This window comes from Sulfitobacter sediminilitoris (assembly GCF_010667575.1).
Taxonomy (GTDB): Bacteria; Pseudomonadota; Alphaproteobacteria; order Rhodobacterales; family Rhodobacteraceae; genus Sulfitobacter; species Sulfitobacter sediminilitoris.
Genome location: NZ_JAABNT010000015.1, coordinates 21,568 through 43,537 on the forward strand (window position 1 = coordinate 21,568; position 21,970 = coordinate 43,537).

At 57.8% G+C, this 21,970-nt stretch carries 18 protein-coding genes and 1 pseudogene; 7 read left to right on the top strand and 12 right to left on the bottom strand.

What is annotated here, in order from left to right; genetic code table 11:
- Position 1 precedes the first annotated feature (1 nt).
- The 6 genes from GV827_RS18625 to GV827_RS18650 form a co-directional block, all read right to left on the bottom strand.
- Positions 2-832 carry a carbohydrate ABC transporter permease gene (locus GV827_RS18625; protein WP_164355329.1) on the bottom strand — a complete coding sequence of 277 codons (831 nt, stop codon included), beginning with the start codon at positions 830-832 and terminating at the stop codon, positions 2-4.
- 72 nt (positions 833-904) lie between these two features.
- Complete coding sequence (locus GV827_RS18630; RefSeq protein ID WP_164355330.1) at positions 905-1,771, bottom strand: carbohydrate ABC transporter permease; 867 nt, start codon at positions 1,769-1,771, stop codon at positions 905-907.
- 113 nt (positions 1,772-1,884) lie between these two features.
- Entirely contained in the window at positions 1,885-3,189 is a 1,305-nt protein-coding gene (locus tag GV827_RS18635) for an ABC transporter substrate-binding protein (RefSeq protein WP_164355331.1), read from the bottom strand.
- 109 nt (positions 3,190-3,298) lie between these two features.
- Entirely contained in the window at positions 3,299-4,330 is a 1,032-nt protein-coding gene (locus GV827_RS18640) for a LacI family DNA-binding transcriptional regulator (protein WP_164355332.1), read from the bottom strand.
- Positions 4,331-4,468: 138 nt separating this feature from the next.
- Positions 4,469-4,729 (bottom strand): NAD-dependent epimerase/dehydratase family protein, encoded by a 261-nt coding sequence (locus GV827_RS24030; protein ID WP_164355333.1) that lies wholly within the window; start codon positions 4,727-4,729, stop codon positions 4,469-4,471.
- A 566-nt stretch (positions 4,730-5,295) separates the two neighbouring features.
- Positions 5,296-6,786: a fumarate hydratase gene (locus GV827_RS18650; RefSeq protein ID WP_164355334.1), complete on the bottom strand. Its 1,491-nt coding sequence runs from the start codon at positions 6,784-6,786 to the stop codon at positions 5,296-5,298.
- A 160-nt stretch (positions 6,787-6,946) separates the two neighbouring features.
- Between GV827_RS18650 and GV827_RS18655 the strand changes: the two genes are divergently transcribed.
- On the top strand, positions 6,947-8,113 hold the full coding sequence (locus tag GV827_RS18655) for an efflux RND transporter periplasmic adaptor subunit (RefSeq protein ID WP_164355335.1): 1,167 nt from the start codon (positions 6,947-6,949) through the stop codon (positions 8,111-8,113).
- A gap of 5 nt (positions 8,114-8,118) precedes the next feature.
- Positions 8,119-11,289 (top strand): efflux RND transporter permease subunit, encoded by a 3,171-nt coding sequence (locus GV827_RS18660; RefSeq protein WP_164355336.1) that lies wholly within the window; start codon positions 8,119-8,121, stop codon positions 11,287-11,289.
- On the opposite strand, the pseudogene GV827_RS18665 reads toward GV827_RS18660, so the two are convergent.
- From GV827_RS18665 to GV827_RS24040, 3 genes and pseudogenes are all read right to left on the bottom strand, one after another.
- Positions 11,256-11,897 (bottom strand): annotated as a pseudogene (locus tag GV827_RS18665) (carbohydrate ABC transporter permease); the annotation flags it as partial. The gene GV827_RS18660 and the pseudogene GV827_RS18665 overlap by 34 nt on opposite strands.
- A gap of 132 nt (positions 11,898-12,029) precedes the next feature.
- Positions 12,030-12,731, bottom strand: a complete 702-nt coding sequence (locus tag GV827_RS24035) for an extracellular solute-binding protein (RefSeq protein ID WP_328823186.1) — start codon at positions 12,729-12,731, stop codon at positions 12,030-12,032.
- Between the two features lie 27 nt (positions 12,732-12,758).
- Positions 12,759-13,142 (bottom strand): hypothetical protein, encoded by a 384-nt coding sequence (locus tag GV827_RS24040; protein WP_328823187.1) that lies wholly within the window; start codon positions 13,140-13,142, stop codon positions 12,759-12,761.
- Between the two features lie 520 nt (positions 13,143-13,662).
- Between GV827_RS24040 and GV827_RS18675 the strand changes: the two genes are divergently transcribed.
- The 5 genes from GV827_RS18675 (at position 13,663) to GV827_RS18695 (ending at position 18,414) form a co-directional block, all read left to right on the top strand.
- A complete protein-coding gene (locus GV827_RS18675) occupies positions 13,663-14,541 on the top strand; it encodes a LysR family transcriptional regulator (RefSeq protein WP_164355337.1) in 879 nt (292 codons plus the stop codon).
- A gap of 94 nt (positions 14,542-14,635) precedes the next feature.
- Complete coding sequence (locus GV827_RS18680) at positions 14,636-15,460, top strand: putative hydro-lyase (protein WP_164355338.1); 825 nt, start codon at positions 14,636-14,638, stop codon at positions 15,458-15,460.
- A gap of 24 nt (positions 15,461-15,484) precedes the next feature.
- Entirely contained in the window at positions 15,485-16,516 is a 1,032-nt protein-coding gene (locus tag GV827_RS18685) for a TRAP transporter substrate-binding protein (RefSeq protein ID WP_164355339.1), read from the top strand.
- A gap of 69 nt (positions 16,517-16,585) precedes the next feature.
- Positions 16,586-17,134, top strand: a complete 549-nt coding sequence (locus GV827_RS18690) for a TRAP transporter small permease subunit (protein ID WP_164355340.1) — start codon at positions 16,586-16,588, stop codon at positions 17,132-17,134.
- Positions 17,131-18,414: a TRAP transporter large permease gene (locus GV827_RS18695; RefSeq protein WP_164355341.1), complete on the top strand. Its 1,284-nt coding sequence runs from the start codon at positions 17,131-17,133 to the stop codon at positions 18,412-18,414. Before GV827_RS18690 ends, GV827_RS18695 begins: the two co-directional genes overlap by 4 nt.
- A 51-nt stretch (positions 18,415-18,465) precedes the next feature.
- On the opposite strand, the gene GV827_RS18700 is transcribed toward GV827_RS18695, so the two are convergent.
- The 3 genes from GV827_RS18700 to GV827_RS18710 are packed head-to-tail and all read right to left on the bottom strand — an operon-like array spanning position 18,466 to position 21,912.
- Positions 18,466-20,073: an N-acyl-D-amino-acid deacylase family protein gene (locus tag GV827_RS18700; RefSeq protein WP_164355342.1), complete on the bottom strand. Its 1,608-nt coding sequence runs from the start codon at positions 20,071-20,073 to the stop codon at positions 18,466-18,468.
- A gap of 13 nt (positions 20,074-20,086) precedes the next feature.
- Positions 20,087-21,376, bottom strand: coding sequence for a TRAP transporter large permease (locus GV827_RS18705; RefSeq protein WP_164355343.1), 1,290 nt, complete (start codon positions 21,374-21,376; stop codon positions 20,087-20,089).
- Complete coding sequence (locus GV827_RS18710; protein WP_164355344.1) at positions 21,373-21,912, bottom strand: TRAP transporter small permease; 540 nt, start codon at positions 21,910-21,912, stop codon at positions 21,373-21,375. Before GV827_RS18710 ends, GV827_RS18705 begins: the two co-directional genes overlap by 4 nt.
- Positions 21,913-21,970 lie beyond the last annotated feature (58 nt).

The following is a 21,970-nucleotide window of genomic DNA, read 5'->3' on the forward strand; positions in this document are numbered from 1 at the left end:
CTTATTTCACCGCGCCAAAGGTCAGGCCGCGGACAAGTTGCTTCTGGCTGAACCAGCCAAGGATGAGGATCGGCGCGATGGCCATGGTCGAGGCCGCGCTGAGCTTGGCGTAAAACAGCCCCTCGGGGCTTGAATAGCTGGCGATGAACGCGGTGAGCGGTGCAGCTTGTGCGGCAGTCAGGTTCAGCGTCCAGAACGCCTCGTTCCACGCGAGGATGATGTTCAGCAATACGGTCGAGGCGATGCCCGGGATCGCCATGGGGGTGAGCACGTAGAGAATTTCTTCTTTCAGCGACGCCCCATCCATCCGTGCGGCTTCAAGGATTTCACCGGGAATTTCCTTGAAGTAGGTGTACAGCATCCAGACGATGATTGGCAGGTTGATCAGCATCAAGACAATCACCAGACCCGCACGGCTGTCCAAAAGGCCCAGTTCAATGAACAGCAGGTAAATCGGGTAGAGGACGCCAACCGCTGGCAACATCTTGGTCGACAACATCCACAGCAGGATATCCTTGGTGCGTCTTGAAGGGACAAAGGCCATGGACCACGCAGCCGGGACAGCGATTATTATCCCGATGATCGTAGAGCCTACCGCGATGATGACGGAGTTCCAAAGGAACCGCATGTAGTTGGAGCGTTCCTGCACGACAGCGTAGTTTTCGAGCGTCCAATCAAAGAAAAGAAAGATCGGCGGGTCATTGATGGCCTGCGCTTCGGTCTTGAAGCTGGTCAGGATCGTCCAGAGGATCGGGAAGAAGATCAGCAAGCCCACAGCCCAGGCAAGCGCCGTGTTGATGGCTTTGCGTTTCGGTGTAACGGCGCGGGCCATTATGCAGTCCTCCGAGTGGGAAATGAGACTGACATCGAGACGGGATGCGTCGGGGCTTGGGGTGAGAACAGATCAAGCATCAAGGTTCTTCCCCACAATCCGCATCAGGAAAATCGCGACGATATTGGCAAGGATGATGGCATAGACGCCACCCGCCGAGCCGAGGCCGACATTCTGGCTTTCCAGCACGCGCTGGAAGATGAGATATGACAGTGTGCGGGTGCCAAAGGCGCCACCCGTGGTCACGAAAATTTCGGCAAAGATCGACAGCAGGAAAATTGTCTGGATCAGGATCACCACTGTCATCGCACGGCTGAGGTGCGGCAGGATGATGAACCAGAAGCGCTTCAGGACAGGCGCGCCGTCCATCTCAGCCGCCTCCAGTTGCTCGGAGTCCAGCGACTGGATGGCGGTCAACAAAATCAACGTCGCAAAAGGCAGCCATTGCCAGCTGACGATCAGGATGATCGAGGGCAGCGATGCCTCTGACATCCACGAAATTGGCGTCGCCCCGAAGAACTTGAACAAATGCGCAAACAGGCCATTCGTCGGATCCATGAACATGTTCTTCCAGACCAGCGCCGAGACCGTGGGCATTACAAAGAAGGGCGCGATCACAAGAATACGCACGACCCCCTGCCCCCACATTGGCTGATCCAGCAAAAGCGCCAGCAACACGCCAAAGCAAACCGTGATCAGGAGCACGCCACCGACGATGATCAGCGTGGTCTGCACCGAAGGCCAGAAGGCCGAGGAACTGACAAAACGAACGTAGTTATCAAAACCGGTCCAGCCCAGATCGCCGCCCCGCAGCGGCAGGTATTTCCTGAATGAAAACCAGAGGGTCATGATCAGCGGCACCAGCATCCAGCCCAACAGCAGGATCACGGCGGGCGCCATCATCAGGCGGGCGGCAGAGCGTGAAGCCTTGGTAGCCATGTGGTGCACCTTTCCTGTGGACGCAATTCAGCTTCCGGGGACGCAATTGATTGTGCAAGTTTCAAGACGGGTACCAAGGGGCGACACATGCCGCCCCTTGAGGAAGACTTGGCTTAGTAGCCCGCTGCTTCCATAGCTTCTGTCGTGATGGCCTGCGCCTTCTCAAGCGCTTCGTCCACCGACTGCTGGCCTGCGTAGACCGCCGAGAATTCCTGGCTCACCTCGGTCGCGATGCCCGCAAACTCCGGGATCGCCACAAACTGGATACCGACATAAGGCACCGGCTTGACTGTCGGGTTGGTCGGGTCGGCCGCATTGATCGAATCCAGTGTCATCTTGGCAAATGGCACTTCCTGATACTCCGCTGTTGCATACAGCGATGTCCGCGCACCCGGAGGAACGTTGGCCCAGCCTTCCTTGGCAGCGACAAGCTCAATGTAGTCTTTGGACGTGGCCCATTCGATGAACTGCTTGGCGGCGTCTTCTTTCTGTGTGCCGGCAGGGATACCCAGCGCCCATGCCCAAAGCCAGTTGGCGCGTTTTTCAACACCATCCTTATTGGGTGCCAATGCAAAGCCAACCTTGTCAGCCACAGTGGAATCGTTTGGGTTGGTCACGAAGGACGCCGCAACAGTCGCGTCGATCCACATGCCGCATTTGCCCTGCTGGAACAGCGACAGGTTTTCGTTGAAGCCGTTGGTGGCGTAGCCTGCCGGGCCGGACTCGGCCATCATGTCGACAAAGAAGGTCAGTGCCTCTTTCCATTCGGGCTGATCAAATTGTGCAGTCCAATCCTCATCGAACCAGCGCGCACCAAAGGAGTTGGCTGTCACGGTGATAAAGGCACCGCCCTCACCCCAACCAGCCTTGCCGCGCAGACAGATGCCGTTGATATCGTTGTCGCGGTCCGTCATGGCAGCCGCAGCTTCGCGGATGAATTCCCATGTTGGGGCATCCGGCATCGTCATACCGGCCTTTTCCATAAGGTCGGTCCGGTACATGATCATCGAGCTTTCGCCGTAGAATGGTGCGGCGTAAAGCGTACCGTCATGGCTCAGACCGTTGCGCATGGCAGGCAGGATGTCATCGGCATCGTACTCCGCCGACAGACCGTCCAGCGGTACCAGCCAACCGTTGGCGCCCCAGATCGGCGTTTCGTACATACCGATGGTCATGATGTCGAACTGGCCACCCTTGGTGGTGATGTCCGTGGTGACACGCTGGCGCAGCACGTTTTCCTCCAACGTCACCCACTCGACCTCGTGACCGGTCTTTGCGGTGAAATCATCCGTGTAACCTTGCATGCGGATCATGTCGCCGTTGTTCACTGTCGCAATGGTGATCGTTTCGGCGAGTGCGCCAGAAGCGGTGATCGTGGAAACCGCAGTGGCCGCACGAAGTGCGTTCCTCAAAGACATCCGAATCCTCCCTAGTGTTGGATGTTATGTCGCCAAAGCCTAGAGGTTAATCTATCGTCGCGTCAATTAATTATTTTACGCGCGTAAAGTTATATCGATGTAAGGATGCTTACGCAGAATCGCGCATGATCAATCGTGCCGGGAAAAGTTGCTCGGTCCGACTATCCAGCCGTCCCCCGCTTTCGATGAGCTTGAAAAGGGTCGCCACGACCTCGTCCGATACCGCGCTATAGTCATGCGCGGCAGTTGTGAGCGACGGACAGGTGAACCGCGAAAATGGGTGGTCGTCGTGTGACGCAACGCGCAAGGCACAGTCATCGTTGCGTCCAACCTTGACGCCCATTTTATAACAAGCGGACAAAAGACCAATTGCCAGACGGTCGTTGCTGCACAGAACGGTATTGCTTGCAAATGCCCCCTCGATGAGGGCCTTCAGCGCCCCTTGCCGGCCAATCTCCTCAAATGCCCAACCACTCCCCTTAATCGGAACGATGTGCGGCTCAAAGCCCAGACGGTCCATCATTTCGATATACGCCAGCCGACGTTTGTTGGCGTTGGGATTGGCCGGTGTTTTCATCTCGAAAAAGCAGGGCGGTTCCCCTGTGCGGGTCAGATATTCCACCGTTTGCGATACGAAACTGCGGTTGTCAGAACCAACAAAAGCCTCACCCAAGTCTTCGAGGTTGCTATCGAACAGGACGGTCGGCACGTCCTTGCAGAACGATTCGATCGCGCGTTTGTCGGACTGGCGGCCAAGCGGTGCCAAAAGAACGCCAGCAGGCTTCAAAGACCGCAATGTGTCGAGGATATCGATCTCATAGCCGGGCTCACCTTGAGAATTGAAAAGGAATGGTGACAGGCCCGCCTCGACGCAGCGCCGCTCGATCACCCGGACAATTTCAGCAAAGAAGGGGTCTGCAAGATAGGGCACGACGATGCCGACATTCTTGGTCAGCTTGCGATTCTGGTTCATCGCAAAAATATTTGGGCGGTAGTTGTACTGCTCAAGCGCTGCCTCAATCCGCGCGCGCGTGGTTGGGCGCACGCTGGAAGGATCGTGGAAGTATTTTGACACCGTCGGACGGGAGAGACCGCTGATCGCAGCGAAATCCTCCATATTCTTGATCTTTGTGTTCGTCATATCGCGCTGTTCTTGCCTGAACCCTTGCAGTGGTATTGGGTCAGCCTAGAACTTTACATCATTTTTTGAAAGTTATCGCGCGGAAATTTTCCTTGATCAATTCGCACAAGTTCTGCCCGGCCCCTGTGGCACATAGTGTTAACACTCGTCAATGCGACCTTTGACTTCGAAGGGAATGCAAATGTCCTGCTCAATCAGCCGAAAACCTGGATCGTTCATGAACATTGCGACGTTTGCCATGCTGCCGGTTTCGAAATTATCGACGCAGATCACCTCATGTCCTTCGGCAAGAAACCGACTGCAGAGATGCGAGCCAATAAAACCTGCGCCTCCGGCAACCAGAATGACTTTCTTCTTGCCTGTGCCAACGCGTGGTTGATTTGAGGTGACCGTTCTCACCGTTATCTATTCCCCCAAGATGAAGAAATCCGTTTTCGCAAATAGAAATCAGGTGCGTCAGAAAACAGCATTTGAACTTTGAATGTTCAGCGTGAGAAGCGCCAATTTCGCACTGGAAGAATATCCAATTAGCGCCTCCTGAATACGAATAATCACTCCAAACATCATAAAATGTCAATGATTTCAGCTTTTTGTGCTGAACACATCGATTCGCTACAGCATGTGGTACATTGATTAATATCAATTCCCGATATTCCCCTAAGGGTTGAAAATAGAACGTTTATAGATTGTATTGAGCGCACCATTTCTACCCTAGCTATACGATTGAAAATAGCACGAGCGTGACTTGGAAGCGATTCGCAGGCCTTTCATGCTTTTATCAGCGTCTTGCAATACCGGATCGAAGCACGGTGATCATCCTGGATACCTTCAATAGACAAACGCGGTCAGATTGCGGCTCGCCGATGCTCCACTACGTCCAGCGTCGGTTCTGGAAACCGGGGTCACATCCCAAGTCTACGCGCATTTGAGGCCTACGAATTGCCGCTCAATTCGCCCCATGAACCTCATCCGCGCCGCCAGCGTGCCGGACCCATTTCATGGATCGATCTGCCTTCGGTATCCACCGCCACTGTCACCGGCATGTCTTCGACCTGCAATTCATAGATCGCTTCCATCCCAAGGTCCTGAAACGCAACAGGCTTTGACGCCTTGATGGCCTTGGATACCAGATATGCGGCACCCCCCACCGCTATCAGATACACCGCACCATGCGCCCTGATTGCATCAATGGCCTGCGCGCCCCTTTCGGCCTTGCCAACCATCAGTTTCAGCCCGGTCTGACTCAGGATTTGATCGGTGAACTTGTCCATCCGGGTGGAAGTCGTTGGCCCGGCTGGTCCGATAACCTCACCCCGCACCGGATCGACCGGACCCACATAATAAATTGCGCGATCCTTCAGATCGACCGGTAAAGGCTCACCACGGTTCAGCATCTCGACCATGCGCTTGTGTGCCGCGTCCCGCCCGGTGTAGAGCGTTCCATGCAACAGAACAGTCTGTCCCGGTTTTAGCTCCGCCAAGGTCTCATAGTTCAGACTGTTCAGATCAAGTTTCAGCGCATCAGGCGTTTTCAGCTCGATATCGCTGGGCCACAGCGACAGGTCAGGCGGGTCAAGCACGGCAGGTCCGCTGCCATCCAACGTGAAATGCAAATGTCGGGTCGCTGCGCAGTTGGGAATCAGCGCAACGGGCAGCGACGCCGCATGCGTCGGGAAGTGAGCGATCTTCACGTCAAGAACAGTGGTCACGCCGCCCAACCCTTGCGCGCCAATGCCCAGCGCATTTACGCGGTCGAGTATTTCAAGCCGCATCTCCTCGACAAGGTTCTGAGGTCCTCGCTCGCGAAGCGATGTGATATCAATAGGTTCGTTCAACACAGACTTGGCCATAGCCATGCATTTGTCGACCGACCCACCTACACCAATCCCCAGAATACCGGGCGGACACCAACCCGCGCCCAATCCCTTGACCGTTTCCACCACCCAATCCACGATTGAATCCGACGGATTCAACATCACGAACTTGGATTTGTTCTCGGAACCGCCTCCTTTGGCCGACACGGTGATGTCGACCTTGTCGCCCGCCACCATGCTCACCTGAACCATCGCCGGTGTGTTGTCGCCCGTGTTCTTGCGTGCACCCAGCGGGTCAGCCACGACAGAGGCGCGCAACGGATTCTCGTCAAGCAGATAGGCACGCCGCGCCCCTTCATCGATGATCTCCTGAAGCGGACGCCGCCAATTCAGCTTGGCCTCGACACCCACATCAACAAAGACGTTCACCGTGCCGGTGTCCTGACAAATCGGCCGATGCCCCAATGCGCACATTCTCGAATTCACAAGGATCTGTGCCATCGCCTGTTTCGCACCGGGGCTTTCCTCGCGGCCATAGGCATCGGTCATCGCTGCGATGAAGTCTGGCGGGTGATAATAGGAAATGTACTGCAGAGCATCCGCGACACTATCGATGACATGCTCTTCTGTAATGACCGCCATATTCGACTGCCTCTCTTTTTTATTCCTTACACCGCAGAATAGAATGTATCGTCTGTACTGTCATTGGCTGCTGCCTTCGATAGAAACCTTTCTGGTATTGGCTGGAAAAGCGCTATCTTTTGTCCTGCGGCATCGGGCCGCTTCAGATAAGGGTCCTGCCATGCGTGGCATCAGCTTCATTACAGCAACGTTCGTCTTCGCGTTCTGCGCCCAGATACTGGCGGCTCAGGGCCGTCCGGCTGGTGTTGTGACAGAAATTGTTGAAACCAAATTCATGGCCGAAACTGTCACCGTCTTTGGCGAAATCGTAACGGGCCGCGAAAGTGCGGTTGCCGCCCGGGTGGCCGGTGTGGCAGAAAGCGTTCCCTTGCGCGTGGGTGATCTGGTGTCTGCGGGTGATGTACTTGCCCAACTGGACACTGAATTATTAACCATCGAGGTAGATCAGTCGCGGGCAGAAATTGATATCGCCAAGGCAGGGCTCACGGTCGCCGATGCGCAGTTAGAGCGGACGGACAAAGCGCTCAGGCGGGCTGAGACCCTGAAAGCAAACTCAACCATTCCTCAGGCGCAGTTTGACGAACGCACAAGTGACTATGCCGTTGCACTGGGCAACCAACAGCAGGCCAGTGCCCGCGTCAGAGCCGCCGAAAATGCGCTGAAACAGGCAGAGTACCGATTAAATAACGCGACTGTCCGCGCGCCTTTTGACGCCATCGTGCTGCAGGTCACAACAGAAAAAGGGCAGTTCATCGCTGCTGGCAGTCAGGTCGCAACCCTATTGGATCAAAGCGCCATGGAGGTTGAGGCAAACGTGCCCGCCCGCTTTATCAGCGCGTTGCGACCGGCGCAAAGTGTCGAGGCGCGCACTGACACAGGTGGCGCGCTGGGGTTGGAGCTTCGGGCGATCTTGCCGACTGAATTTTCAGCAACACGCACCCGGCCTGTGAGGTTCACGATCACCAGCCCCGACGCAAGCGTTGCGGTAGGTCAGACAGTTACGCTCGAAATCCCGGTCAGCGCCCCGAACGAGGTATTGGTGGTGCCAAAAGATGCACTTGTGCAGGCACAGGGTGGCTGGAGCGTTTTTGTCAACGCAGAAGGCAAAGCCCAGCCCCGCACTGTTGAGATTGGGGCCGCCCTTGAAGGCGGTTTCGCCGTGCTTTCAGGCCTATCCGCTGGCGATGAGGTTGTCGTGCGCGGAAACGAACGCCTGCGTCCCGGGCAGGATATTGCCCCATCTGGGGCACGCCCAGCTGCTGCGAACGGCACACCTGCAGCAACAGGTGCCGCCGCAGATGACACGCCCTCGCAGGGCCAGGATTAACTGAAATGGACCCAATCCGCGCCGCCATCGAACGCCCCATCGCCGTGATTGCCATCGTGATCATGGCTGTTCTTTTTGGCATTCTCGCTCTCACGCGCATCCCGGTCCAGCTTGCCCCGGATGTCCGCAAGCCAGTTGTGGTGGTTGAAACCAACTGGCCCGGTGCCGCCCCGGCAGAAATTGAACGCGAAATCATCAATCCGCAAGAAGACGCGTTCCGTGGCCTGGAAGGGCTTGAGATCATGTCCAGCCGTGCCCGAACAGGCCGCGCATCCGTCACGATGGAGTTCGCGGTTGGCTCTGACATGGGTGACATCCTTTTGCTGGTTTCTAACCGCCTTGAGCGGGTTGGCGGATACCCAAGCGAAGCGGGCGAGCCCACGCTGAATACATCCGGCTCAGACGACAGCCCAATTGCCTGGGTCATGGTGCGTGCCACCGCTGACACAGCAAGAGCGCTGCCCGAATACGGGGATTTCATCGAAGACGTTGTCAAGGAACGGCTTGAGCGGGTCGATGGTGTCTCGACCGTCAATGTCTTTGGTGGCGTTTCCCGCGAATTACAGATTGTCATCAAGCCCGAGGAACTGGCCCGCTTTGGCCTGACCATCCCTGCCGTCGTGGCGCGGCTGCGGGCCGAGAATGTCAGCCTGTCCGCAGGCGATGTAGAAGAAGGCAAGCGCCGTTACGTGGTACGTGCGGATGGCAACCTGAACACCGTCGCGGCAATCGAAAGCGTTGTCCTGCGCAGCGAAAGCCAGGGCCGCTCGGGCGCGCTGGGACGGGTCCGCGTCGCAGACGTGGCGCAGGTCGCCTTCGCCTACAAGGACAAGACAACCCGCCTGCGCTTTCGCGGCGAGCCAGCACTGGCCTTCAACATTGTCCGGGAACAGGGCGCCAATGTGATCACCACCATGGCCGAAGTGAAAGAGGTGATCGAAGAGCTCAAGGCAGGTCCTGTCGCAGCCAATAACCTCCAACTTGAACAGGTCTATGATGAGACGATCTATATCGAAGGGGCGATTGATCTGGTCACTCAGAACATCTGGATCGGCGGACTGCTGGCAGCGGGTGTCCTGCTGATCTTCTTGCGCAGCCCGCGCGCTACGCTTGTGATCAGCATGGCTATCCCAGTGTCAATCGTGGCGACCTTTGTGGCCATGGCCGCGACGGGGCGCACACTGAACGTTATTTCGCTTGCTGGAATCGCGTTTGCCGTAGGCATGATTGTGGACGCCGCGATCGTTGTGCTTGAGAACATCTACCGATTGCGTGAGCAGGGCAAATCAAGGCGAGAGGCCGCCTACATCGGTGCAAAGCAAGTCTGGGGTGCAATCCTTGTCTCGGCTCTGACCACGGTACTCGTTTTCATCCCGATCCTTGTCATGCAACTGGAAGCAGGCCAGCTTTTCCGGGATATCGCTGTCGCAATATCGGTCTCGGTTCTGCTTTCCCTGATTGTGGCAGTTACCGTCATACCCGCTCTGTCCAGTCGCTTGCTGAAAGAAGGCAAGACCAGCACTTTCCCCCTGCCCGGCATCGATCATTTCGGGCGCGGTTTCAGCTGGCTGATCATGGCCTACGTACGCCTTACGGTACGTTTCCGCGTCGCTGGGCTAATCACGGTTGCGGCCATCGCGACGGGGGCCAGCCTTGCCGCGTGGGCTTTTCTGCCGAAGCTTGAGTATCTGCCCGAAGGCAACCGCAACCTCGTCTTCGGGCTGATTATCCCACCGCCGGGCTATAATCTGGACACGACAGAAACCATCGCCCAGCGCATCGAAGCAGTGGCCGAACCAATGTGGCAGGCCCGCCCGGCGACCGAGACCGCAGATGGCCGTCCCGCGCTCAACTCCTTCTTTTTTGTGGCCACCCCGGGCAACAGCTTTGTCGGGGCCGCCGCCGTCGATGGCACCCGCGTGGCCGAAGTAATCCCGATCCTGTCGCGCCCGATCTTTGCAGAACCGGGCACCTTTGGTTTCATGACACAGCCTTCGCTTTTTGGGCGGGGTGTTGGTGGGGGCCGTACTATCGAACTGAATATCTCTGGTGATGAACTGGAGGACATCCTGAGTGTGGCAGGTCGTGCTGCGGGTATTGTTGGCCGGCTGCTGCCCCGATCAGAGGGCCACCAGTTTCGACCCATTCCCGGCCTTGAACTGGGCGCGCCTGAATTGCGGCTGATACCTGATCGCGTGCGATTGGCAGATGCCGGGTTGTCCACCCAAGACCTTGCCGCCACGGTGGATGCCTATAACGACGGGCTGCGCGTTGCCGAAATCAACGTGGGCAATCGGCGGCTGGACTTGACCCTCAAGGGCGACAGCGCCGCGCTGCGGGGTCAACGCACCCAAGACGTGGGTTCTTTCCCGGTTGTCACCCCATCAGGTCAGATCGTGCCGACGTCCGAACTGGCCGAGGTTCGCGTGACGGCTGGGCCAACTGAAATCCGCCACCTCGAACGCCTGCGCACCATTACATTGGAGGTGCGCCCATCGGACGCCCTCCCCCTCGAAGCCGCGGTTGAGCTGCTGGAAACCGAAGTCATTGCCGCGCTGGCGGATCAGGGCCTGCCGCCGGGTGTGCGCCTGTCTGTATCCGGTACCGCCGATCAGCTGTCCCAGACATGGAACGCCATCCAGATCAATTTGGCCGTTGCCATGGTGATCGTATTTCTGGTGATGGCAATCCTGTTTGAATCCTTCCTTCTGCCACTGGTCGTTATGATTTCCGTCCCTGTCGCTGCTGCAGGAGGCGTGGGCGGTCTTGTTGTACTCAACCTCGTCGGAACGCAGCCGCTTGATATGCTGACGCTGCTGGGCTTTGTCATTCTGGTGGGGATCGTGGTAAACAACGCGATCCTGATCGTACACCAAACGCTGTATCATCTGCGTGACGATGGCATGGAACCGGTCGCTGCCATCGAAGAAGCCACGCGCAACCGTATCCGCCCGATCTTTATGTCCACGCTCACGTCAATTTGCGGAATGCTGCCGCTCGTCCTGTTCCCCGGTGCAGGATCGGAACTTTATCGCGGGTTGGGCGCTGTTGTGGTTGGTGGGCTTTCTATGTCTGCGTTTCTGACGCTTCTGACGGTCCCCCCGCTGTTGCGACTTGTGCTGTCAGCGCGACCGGCGGAAGCCGAAGCAGGTCCGACACCCGTTGCGGCAGAGTGAGCGCGCACAAGACAGATCAGCGTCACGAAAGGCGTCCACATCCACGTATCCACGATCACGATAGACCATGGCGCCAGATCAACAGACCCCAGCATTTCAATGCTCGACGGATCCTTGTCAGTGAAAAACGCGAAAATATTGTTAAACAGTCCGATCTGCGGCCGGTACAGGAATTTCCAGAAGTTGCCGACGACGGCGGGTGACAACATCATCGGCAGCACAATAATTGTCGTCCACAGATCGTTGCCCTTAAACTTCTTGTTCATGAGATATGCCAGCGCGAAGCCGATCAGCACCTAAAAGAAAATCGTCCAGAACAGGAAATGCGCCGTCGCCTGCATGTTCAGCCAGATGTCGGTATCGCTCAGGATGTGCTCGTTGTTGCGCAGTCCAACCCACTCTGGCTCACGATTCAAACGGTTGGCTTCGAAGTTGGTAAAGCTCTGCCGGATCGTCCAGATCAGCGGAAAGATACTGATCGCCAGCAGCAGGAAAATCGTGGGGCCAACGAAGATCCACGCAATCGCGCGGTCGCTGAGACCTTTGATCTTGCACGCCACACGGGATGGCGTGGCCTTGGCGGCAATCGTGGCAGGGGTGTCCGACATAAAGACGCAGCTTCCTTGGGGTCAGGCGGAATCAGTCCCGCCCGACCAATAAAGAAAAGGGGGTGGGCGGGGTTTTCCCCGCCTCGCGCTGGTTACAGTTTGCCTTCGCCCTCAAAGACTTCGGTCCAGTCCTCAGCCAGCTTGTCCAAGGCGTCCTATGCGGTGCCTTGAATGGCCACCCAGATCCCACCACTTGGCCTGCACGTCCGGCTGTGCGAACCATTTGATGTATTCAAGCACGGCATCCAGCTTGTCCGAATTAGTCACAACCGAGATGCCCTGCCCGCCCAAGGTCGAACCTTCCTTTTTCTGCGGCGGGTTCACGAAAAAACCGATCTTGTCACACCCCGTATGCGGATCAGCATAAAGCCCCGGGAAGAAGGCGAACCAGTTCATCGCCAAGGCAAATTGACCGGATTTGAACGCATCCAGCGATTCACCCGTGTAAGCGTTTGTGTAGCCCGGAGGTGTCGCGGTCTTGTAGAACTCCTTGTGGAGCTCCAGCGCCTCGACAGCTTCGGGTGAGTTCACAGCACCTTCCATGTCAAGGTAACCGGGTGTGTTCTCGTACTTGAAGCCCCACGGATAGAGCGCCAAGGTAATACCCATCGTGATCCCTTCCGGTCCACGCTCGGTAAAGATCGCTGCGCCGTAAACCGTCTTGACATCAATCTCGCGGCCCTTGAAGAATTGTGCGATTTCCAGCATTTCTTTCTGGCTCTTGGGCTCGCCCAATTCGCGGCCTGTGGCGTCCTTGAACGCGGCGCAGATGTCATCCCGCGCAAACCAATCCTTGCGCCAGAAGCAGCCGTTCGCGTCCCCTATCGCGGGCAATGCGTAGAAGTTCGGCGTGCCTTTAGGTCATGTGGAGTACGCGCAAACGGTCGCATAGGCAAAATCTCCCATGCTGATACCTTCGGCATCGAAGAAGTCGTCCAGCTTGACGTAGTGACCGTTTTCCCCGCCACCGCCGATCCACCGCATATCGCCGATCAACAGGTCGCAAAGCTTGCCGCCTGAGTTCAATTCGTTCAGCATGCGGTCTGCGAAATTGGGCCGCGGGATGAACTCAAAACTCATGTTGTGGCCGGACTGCGCTTCGAATGCCTTGCTCAGTTCGACCAGCGCGTTCGCCGGGTCCCACGCGGCCCGGCACAGCGTCAGGTCTTCCGCCTGAGCGCCGCTCGCAAACGAAGCAGCCGCAATGCTCAACGCGCTGGCGGATGCCAGTTTCAAATTCTTCATGATGTTTCCTCCCAGTATGAAGTCGACGGCTTCTTTAATTCTGTTCCGAACCGTCGATCTGATCGTCAAAACGCTATTTGAGGTACGCCCCTCAATTATGAAAGAGGAATACGTAACGCATTGATTTAACTTATATTAATCCGCACCACCAAGCGACCAGCCACGCGTCCCCAGACAAAGATCAAAGCCTGCTCTTTCTTTTCCCGGTCCTACAAATATGGTTCTGAGACCTTCAAGAAGCACGTCCTTCAACACATCAAAGAGATGCGCCGCCCCTGAACGGAGAGGTCAAAGAACTTTGCTACTACCCGACAAAGGGTCTCAACGCGCAAACACTGGACAAGGTATCTCTATCACCGGGCCAAGGGCTCCCATTGTACAGCGCTTTCGGCTTTGCCCGACCCGGCAGCGGCTTTGACCCTGACAACCCGAAACCCTTGCCCAAGACAGTATTTCTTTCTGATGGCAGCTCCCGGAATTTATCGTTTCCGCCGTTGGCTGATCCATTCTATCAATACCCATGAAGTTTGATCAGATCAGAACATTCCTTTGGGTTGCCCGCCTTGGCGGCTTTCGAAAGGCAGCCGAGCGGCTGCACTTATCACAACCCGCCGTCTCGACCCGCATTGCCAACCTTGAGGACGAACTCCGCGTTCCGCTTTTTGAACGCGGCCCCGGCGATCTGGTACTGACCAAACACGGCACCCTTCTGCTCTCCTACGCGGAACAGATGCTTTTCGTCGAAGAAGAGATCAAACAGCGCGTTGCGAACCCATCCGAGGCAGAAGGTCTGTTCCGCGTCGGCGCCTCCGAGACGATCGCACAATCATGGCTGCCGGATTTTCTCAAAGCCTTCAGCCAGCAATACCCCCGTGTGAACGTCGATCTGACCGTCGACATCTCACTCAACCTGCGCGCGGCCCTATTGGAGCGGCGCCTTGATCTGGCGTTTCTGATGGGACCAGTTTCTGAATTCACAGTCGAGAACGTCCCCCTGCCCCCCTTCGATCTGCATTGGTATCGCGCCACCTCGAATCCACTGACAGACCTCGACCAGATACCGGTCATTTCGTATTCCAGCAAAACACGGCCCTACCGTGAATTGATGTCGGAACTCTCCAAACGCATCGGCCCTAAGGCTCGCGTGTTTGCTTCGGCCTCCCTGTCGGCCAGTCTCAAGATGATCGCCGCGGGAATCGCTGTGGGGCCCTACCCGCGCGCCTTGGCCGAAGAGTACCTGTCTTCAGGTCAGATCGTCGAATTCAACCCCGGTTTCTCATTACAGCCGCTCGAGTTTACGGCCTCCTATCTCTCCGAACCGCGCAGCTTCCTCGTTGAAACCAGTGCAAAAATGGCCCGCGACGTCGCGCAAGGCTGGGACACCTCTCATCCAAGCTGACATTCACAAATTCTATTGGTCCTGATCTAAAATGATAATTTGCATAAATACGTACATTTTGTGATGCTTTGCAGACATCTCGAAAGGTGCCCGCATGAAAGACACGTCCGTTTCTCATTCTGATCTCAGGGGGCTGCCCGCCGATAAGGTTCGGGCAGCGATCAGAAGCGGGGACTATGCCGGTCACACGGCTGGTCTGGCCGCAGGCAAGCTTCAGTGTAACCTCGCTATTCTCCCCGAGGTCTACGCACTGGACTTCCTGCGGTTCTGCCAACGCAATCCCAAGCCCTGCCCGCTGGTGGGTGTTGGCGATACAGGCGATCCGATGCTACCCACGCTAGGTCGTGACATCGACATCCGCACCGACGTGCCCAAATACCGCGTCTTCAAAGATGGCGTGATGGCAGCAGAGGTTACGGACATCACCGATATCTGGCAGGACGATCTGGTGACCGTCGCTCTTGGCTGCTCATTCACGTTTGAAAACGCCCTGCTGCGCAATGACATCCCCGTCCGCCACATCGACACAGGCCGCAACGTCCCGATGTACCGTAGCAACATTGACCTGACGCCCGCCGGTCCCTTTGCTGGTCAGATGGTCGTAACCATGCGCCCAATCCCTCAGGCACAGGTCGAAGAAGCTCGCCAGATCAGTGCCCGCTTCCCGCAAGCCCACGGGGCGCCTATCGCGACCGGCGATCCAGCCGACATTGGCATCGCTGACCTGTCTCAGCCTGATTGGGGCGATGCTGTCGAAATCAAACCCGGCGAAGTGCCTGTTTATTGGGCTTGCGGCGTGACACCGCAAAACGTTCTTCTGGCGGCCAAGCTTCCGCTTTGCATCACCCATTCACCGGGTCACATGCTGATTTCGGACGTTGCCGAAGACGCAGAAACAACGATCCTCAAACCCGAATAACCAAATCAACAAGGAGTATCTCTCATGAGAAAAGCACTATCCATTCTGGCCGCCACAACGGCATTGGCAGCACCTGCTGTTGCCGAGAACCTTTCTGTCGTCGGAAGCTGGTCCAGCCTGCCACTGCACCAGCAGTACGAAGCCCCCTTCTGGAGTGAAACACTTCCCGCTGCCTCAAACGGCGATCTCACGGTTGAGTTGACAACCCATAACCAGATGAGCCTTGGCCTTGGCGACATCTACCCGCTGCTGGGTCAGGGCGTCTATGACGTCGCAATGACAGTTGCCGACTACGCCGTTGCCGACGCGCCAGAGCTTGAGGGCCTCGACGTCCCGCTGCTCGCCCTGACCGCCGATGAAGCCCGCGCCATGGTCGACGCTGCCCGCCCGATGGTAACCGACATCTACCACGACCGGTTCAATAGCCACGTACTGGCCATCGCGCCCTACCCGCCGCAGGTTGTCTTCTGTAACCACGAAATCAGCAATCTGGGCGATCTGGAAGGCCTCAAGGTGCGCGCCTCTGGCCGGATGACCGCGAAATTGCTCGAAGCTCTGGGTGCCGAGGGCGTAAACGTATCCTTCTCCGAAGTGCCTGGCGCGCTGCAAAACGGCGTTGTCGATTGCGCCGTGACCGGTGCGGGTTCGGGCTATTCTGCGGGCTGGTGGGAAGTCTCCACACACCTGCTGCCGATCCCTCTGGGCGGCTGGGATTCCGTCGTGACAGCCATGAACCTCGACAAGTGGAACAGCCTGAGCGACGACCAAAAGGCGCTCATCGAAGGCGAAATCAAGACGGGCTTCGAAGATCCCGCATGGGCCAGCGCGCAGGACGCCTTGGTCAACGACATCGCCTGCCTGACCGGTAACGGCGAATGCCCCTCGGGGGATGCACGCTCCATGACGCTCGTGGAAGTGAGCGACGAAGACTTCGCCCGCGCCCGTGAAATCCTGACCGGTGAAGTGCTGCCCGAATGGGCGGAGCGCGCAGGCGGGGACTGGGCTGCACGCTGGAACGACAGTGTTGGCAAAGTTGTGGGCGTGACCATCAACTAAGACCTATGGCGAGGGTCACGCAGCTGACCCTCGCCTGAAAGCCATTCGCCAAAAGAGGGCATGAGCATCATGGAACTGAAGATGATCGAAACCCTGCGACGGATAAACCGCATCGTCGCATTGCTTGTGGGCTTTGGCCTGCTGGCGTGTGCCGCGTTCATCCTTGCAGACATCATCATGCGACAGGTCGGCACCTCCTTTGGCGGCACCGAGGAAATCGCAGGCTACACTATGGCGCTTGCGACCTCATGGGGCATGGCCTTTACGCTTCTGGAACTGGGCCATGTCCGCATCGATCTGCTGCGCACGAAATTCCAGCCCTTTGGGCGCGCCCTTTTTGACGTTTTCTCGATGGTCGTCATGTCTGCCGTGATCGTCACCATCGCGATCAAGGCATGGCCCGTCGTCGAACGCTCCATCACCAACAGCTCTCGCGCGAACACGCCCTTGGAAACGCCGCTCGCACTCGTCCAACTGCCGTGGTTCGCCGGTTGGGTCTGGTTTGCTGTCGTCTCCTGCCTGACCACCCTCGCTGCCCTCGGGCTGCTTCTCAAGAGCCGCCATGAAGAGACCGAGAACTTCGTCGGCGCCTTCGCAGAACAGGACACACTGCAATGATCGGATATGTCTCCGTCGGCCTTCTGGGGCTTCTGGCGCTCTCGATCCCGGTGGGCATCGTGCTGTTCCTGCTGGGCTTCGGCATCGACACGTTTTTCTCCAGCTTTCCGCTGACGCGGGGTCTGGGCAACATGGTCTGGTCCTCGTCCAACTCCGCGACGCTGATCGCCATCCCCTTCTTCGTTCTGTTGGGCGAAATCCTCGTCCGCTCCGGGGTGGCAACCCGCACTTACGCCGCCCTCGACCGCTGGGTCAGCTGGCTGCCCGGTGGCCTTATCCACGCCAACGTCGCCACGGCCACGATGTTCTCCGCCACCTCCGGCTCCTCCGTTGCCACAGCCGCCACCGTGGCCACCGTCGCCATGCCACAGGCGGAAAAGCTGGGCTATGACCCCAAGCTTTTCTCGGGCGCCATCGCAGCGGGCGGTACGCTGGGCATCATGATCCCGCCGTCGATCAACCTGATCGTCTATGGCTTTCTTACCCAATCCTCGATCCCGCAGCTTTTCCTTGCCGGTCTTGTCCCGGGTCTCGCCCTTGCGCTCGCCTTTTTGGCAGTCACGGCAATCATCTGCACCATCCGCCCCGAACTGGGTGGCCAGCGCCGCACATTTCCCTTCCCGCAAATGCTGCGGGCGCTTATTGACCTCATCCCGATCATCATTCTCTTCGGCCTGATCGTCGGCTCCATCTACCGCGGCTGGGCCACGCCGACCGAAGCCGCCGCCGTCGGCGTCGCCGGTGCCTTTGTCATCGCACTCGCATTTGGCGGGGTCAGCTGGGACATGCTGATCCAGAGCCTGACGGGTACGGTCAAGATCACCTCGATGATCATGCTGATTGTGATCGGCGCAAGTTTCCTGAACTTCACGCTGGCCTCTGCCGGTCTGGGCCGCGAACTCACTGAGTTCATGAACGGCCTCGGACTGACACCGCTCAAGACGATCCTTGTCGTGGTCGTTCTCTACATCGTGCTTGGCTTCTTCATCGAGACCCTGTCGCTGATGGTCGTGACCATTCCGATCATCGTGCCGCTGGTCGTGGCGCAGGGCTACGACGTGATCTGGTTCGGCATCCTGATGATCGTCCTGATCGAGATGGCACTGATCACCCCCCCTGTCGGCCTGAACCTCTACGTGGTGCAGGGTGCACGAAACTCAGGATCACTGAATGAGGTGATGCTGGGCGCGCTGCCCTACTGCCTGACAATGCTTGGCATGGCCTTTCTGCTTATCGCCTTCCCGCACATCGCGCTTTGGCTGCCGCAACTGCTGCAGTAGGGGCGCAACGCAAGCAAACGTCGCGCCCGGGCGAAAGTCCGGGCGACGCCATCAAGCCGCGAAACCCCTCAGCACCTGCCCCGCGTTCACCGGTGTCCGTTCCCCGTTGCGCATCGACAACCTCCCGTTCACCAGCACATGCGCGATCCCCGACGCATAACGCCGCGGGTGCTTGGCCGTCGCGTTGCTGGCAATCGCCACTTTGTCGAAAACACAGATATCCGCGTGATAGCCGGGCTTCAGCGTTCCGCGCTCCTTGATGCCCAACCGTGCCGCCGGGATCGAGGTGATCTTGGCCAGCCCCTGTGCAAGGTTCAGCACCTGTCGGTCACGCACATAGTACTGCAAAAACCGCGCCGCCCATCCGTAGCCCGACAGCGACCCGATATGATCTTTCAGGATCCCGTCATTCGCGATGGCCACGGTGTCCGAGATCACCGCACATTCATCCTGCTCCAGGCAGAGGTCGACATCAGAATTCCGGAAAGACTTCGACGACCACATGCAGGCCATGATATTTTCGCCTTCCTCCAGCAGGATATCCAGCACTGCATCATACGGGTGGCAGTTCCGCATCCGGCCAATCTCGGCGAAATCCATGCCAACGATGTCCTTGTTCTCGGTCGCGTTCAACAGGATGATATCCGACCATTTCTCGGCCTTCACGATCAGCCACATGGGCTGCGGGTTGGCCTTGATCCGCGCGCGCGCCTCCGGATCGGCGAGCCGCTTCATCACTTCATCCACACCGCCCGCCTGCGCCCATTTCGGCAGGATCGCGGCCATCAGCGTATGGTTCCAGTCATGCGGGATCACGTCAAACGCAATGTCACAGTCGTAGCGGCGCGCGAGGTCAATCATCTCCAAGGTATGATCCATCGCGTAATCCGGCGCGCCGAACTTCGGCTGGATATGACTGATCTGCAGCTTCGCGCCCGATTGCCGTGCGGTCGCTATCGCCTCTGCAAAACCCAGATCATAATGTGTATCGCGATTACGCACATGCGTTGCATAAAGCCGTCCCCACTTTGCGGCGACCTCGCACATGGGCACCAGATGTTCTGGGGCGGCCAGGATACCGGGGAAGTACTCCAGCCCAGAGGAAAACCCGCCCGCGCCCTCATCCATGCATTGATCCACCAGCCGCGCCATGTCGGCGACCTCTTCCGGCTCGCCAGCGCGCAGGTCACCGCCCAGCACCGCACGGTGGATGGTACCATGCCCGACAAACGCCATGACATTCACGCCAAGGTCAGTCTCATCCAGCACATCTAGGTATTCGCCGAAACCCAGCCAATTTTTGTGCTTGGCGTCATTGGTATGCCAAGGGGCCACGGCCTTGATCGCACTGTGGTTGACCACTGGCGCGCAGGAAATTCCGCATTGGCCAATGACCTCCGTTGTCACGCCCTGATGCACCTGACTTTCCGCGCGGCCATCCGCGATAAGGGTAAAGTCCGAATGCGTGTGCATGTCGACGAACCCCGGCGAAACGGTCAGCCCCGCCACGTCAATGACTTCTGCCGCTTGAGCCACGTTGATCTCGCCCTCGGGCGCGACGGTTGCAATGCGCCCGTCCTTGATTGCAACGTCACCGACAAAGCTGTCAGCGCCTGTTCCATCAAACACTTCCCCACCCTTGAGGATCAGATCAAACATTAAAGAAACCTCCCTAGAATGCCGGACCATAGAGCCAGTTCGGCAGAACGACCGCGATATCCGGGAATGCAATCAGGATCAGCATACCGATGATATAGGCCCCAATGAACGGCAGCACCGCGACCGAAATCCGCTCGATCGAGATGCCCGAAATTCGCGCAGCCACAGTCAGGTTCGCGCCCAGTGGCGGTGTCAGAAAGCCTATCTCGCAGGTGATCACGGTGAAGATGCCAAACATCACCGGATCGACACCCAGCGACAGGGCCAGCGGCAGGAACACTGCGGTAAACAGCACGATCTGCGCAAGGCTCTCCATGAAGGTGCCGATGAAAATGTAGAAGACGCCGATCAGCAGAAGCACCAGATACTTGTTGGTCGTGATGGCGGTGATGCCCTCCTGCACTGCGGCAGGAACATCATAGAAAGCCGTGAGCTGCCCAAAGGCGAGCGTCGGCGTCAGCAGGATCAGAATACCCGTCAGCAAAGCGGTAAAGCGGAGCGCATCGATCACCTTCTTCACAGTCAGTTCGCGATAGATGAAAAGCCCGACGAACAGCGAGTAGAACACCGCAACGCCTGCCGCTTCCGTCGGGGTAAAGGCCCCGCCGTAGATACCGCCAAGGATCAACACCGGCGCGCCAATGGACCATTTCCCATCCCATGCCGCCCTCAGGAACGGCCCCCATGAAAATGGATCGCCATCCCCGCCATAGCCGCGCCGCCGGGCGATGATGTAGGTCGTGATCATCAACAGCACCGTGACCATGAAGCCCGGCAAAAGCCCCGCCAGAAACAGCCGCGGGATCGAGGTTTCGGATACGAGCCCGTAGATGATCAACAGGTTTGACGGCGGGATCAGGCTGCCCAGGGCCCCTGCACTCGCCGTGATCGCGGCTGCAAAAGGCACGTCATAGCCTTCGCGCTTCATCGCCGGCACCGTGACTGATCCGATGGCCGCCGTTGTTGCGGGGCCAGACCCCGAAAGCGCCGCAAACAGCATACAGGCAAAGACCGTCACCAGCCCCATCGACCCGCGATAGGCGCCGACCAGATTGGTGGCGATGGCGATCATCCTGTTGGCCATGCCGCCCACTTCCATCAATCGTCCCGCCAGCACGAACAACGGGATCGTCAGCAGAGGAAAGGGCGTCAGGCTGCCATAGCCCGTCTGGGCGAGCAACGTGTAGGGAATATCGATAATGTAGATCGCCAGCGCGGTGGTGATCCCCACCGCCACGAACAAGGGAATCCCAATAATCGTCAGAACGACGAAGCAAATCGCGAGAATGGCAAGAGGGCTCATATGTGCGCCTCGTCTTCCGGAACGCCCTCATCGCCGTTCTCGTCCAGCATCCCCGGCAGCCCCTCGGCCCCGTCACGGAACCAATGTACGTAGGTTTGGATAAGCCTGAGCAGCATCAGCCCATAGCCGATGATCAGGATGGTCTGTGGATAGAACTGGTTTATCCCAAGACTGGGTGAGGTTTCGGGAAAGCGCCAAAAGATATAGAGATAATCCCAGCTGACGCGCAGCATGAAGACGCAAAAGAGCGCCCACAGTATGTCGGCAAAAACGATCACATAGCGCCCGAAACGCACCGGCAATGCCTGCACCGCCACCATGATGCGGATGTGAAACCTCTCGCGGACGCACAGGGATGCCCCGGTATAAACCGCCCAGACCATCGCGATGGCGGCGGACTCCTCGGTCCAGTGCAAAGCCACCTCAAAGACGTATCGTGCAACGACCTGAGCAAAAACCGCAACGGCGATCACGACCAGACAGGTGCAACAGATCAGTTCTTCGAAATGTCGCTCCAGCCATTTGAGCGCATTCATAAAAATCTCCTTCGTGGCCGGGGCAGGCATGGAAAAAGGGGGCCGTTGCGGCCCCCTT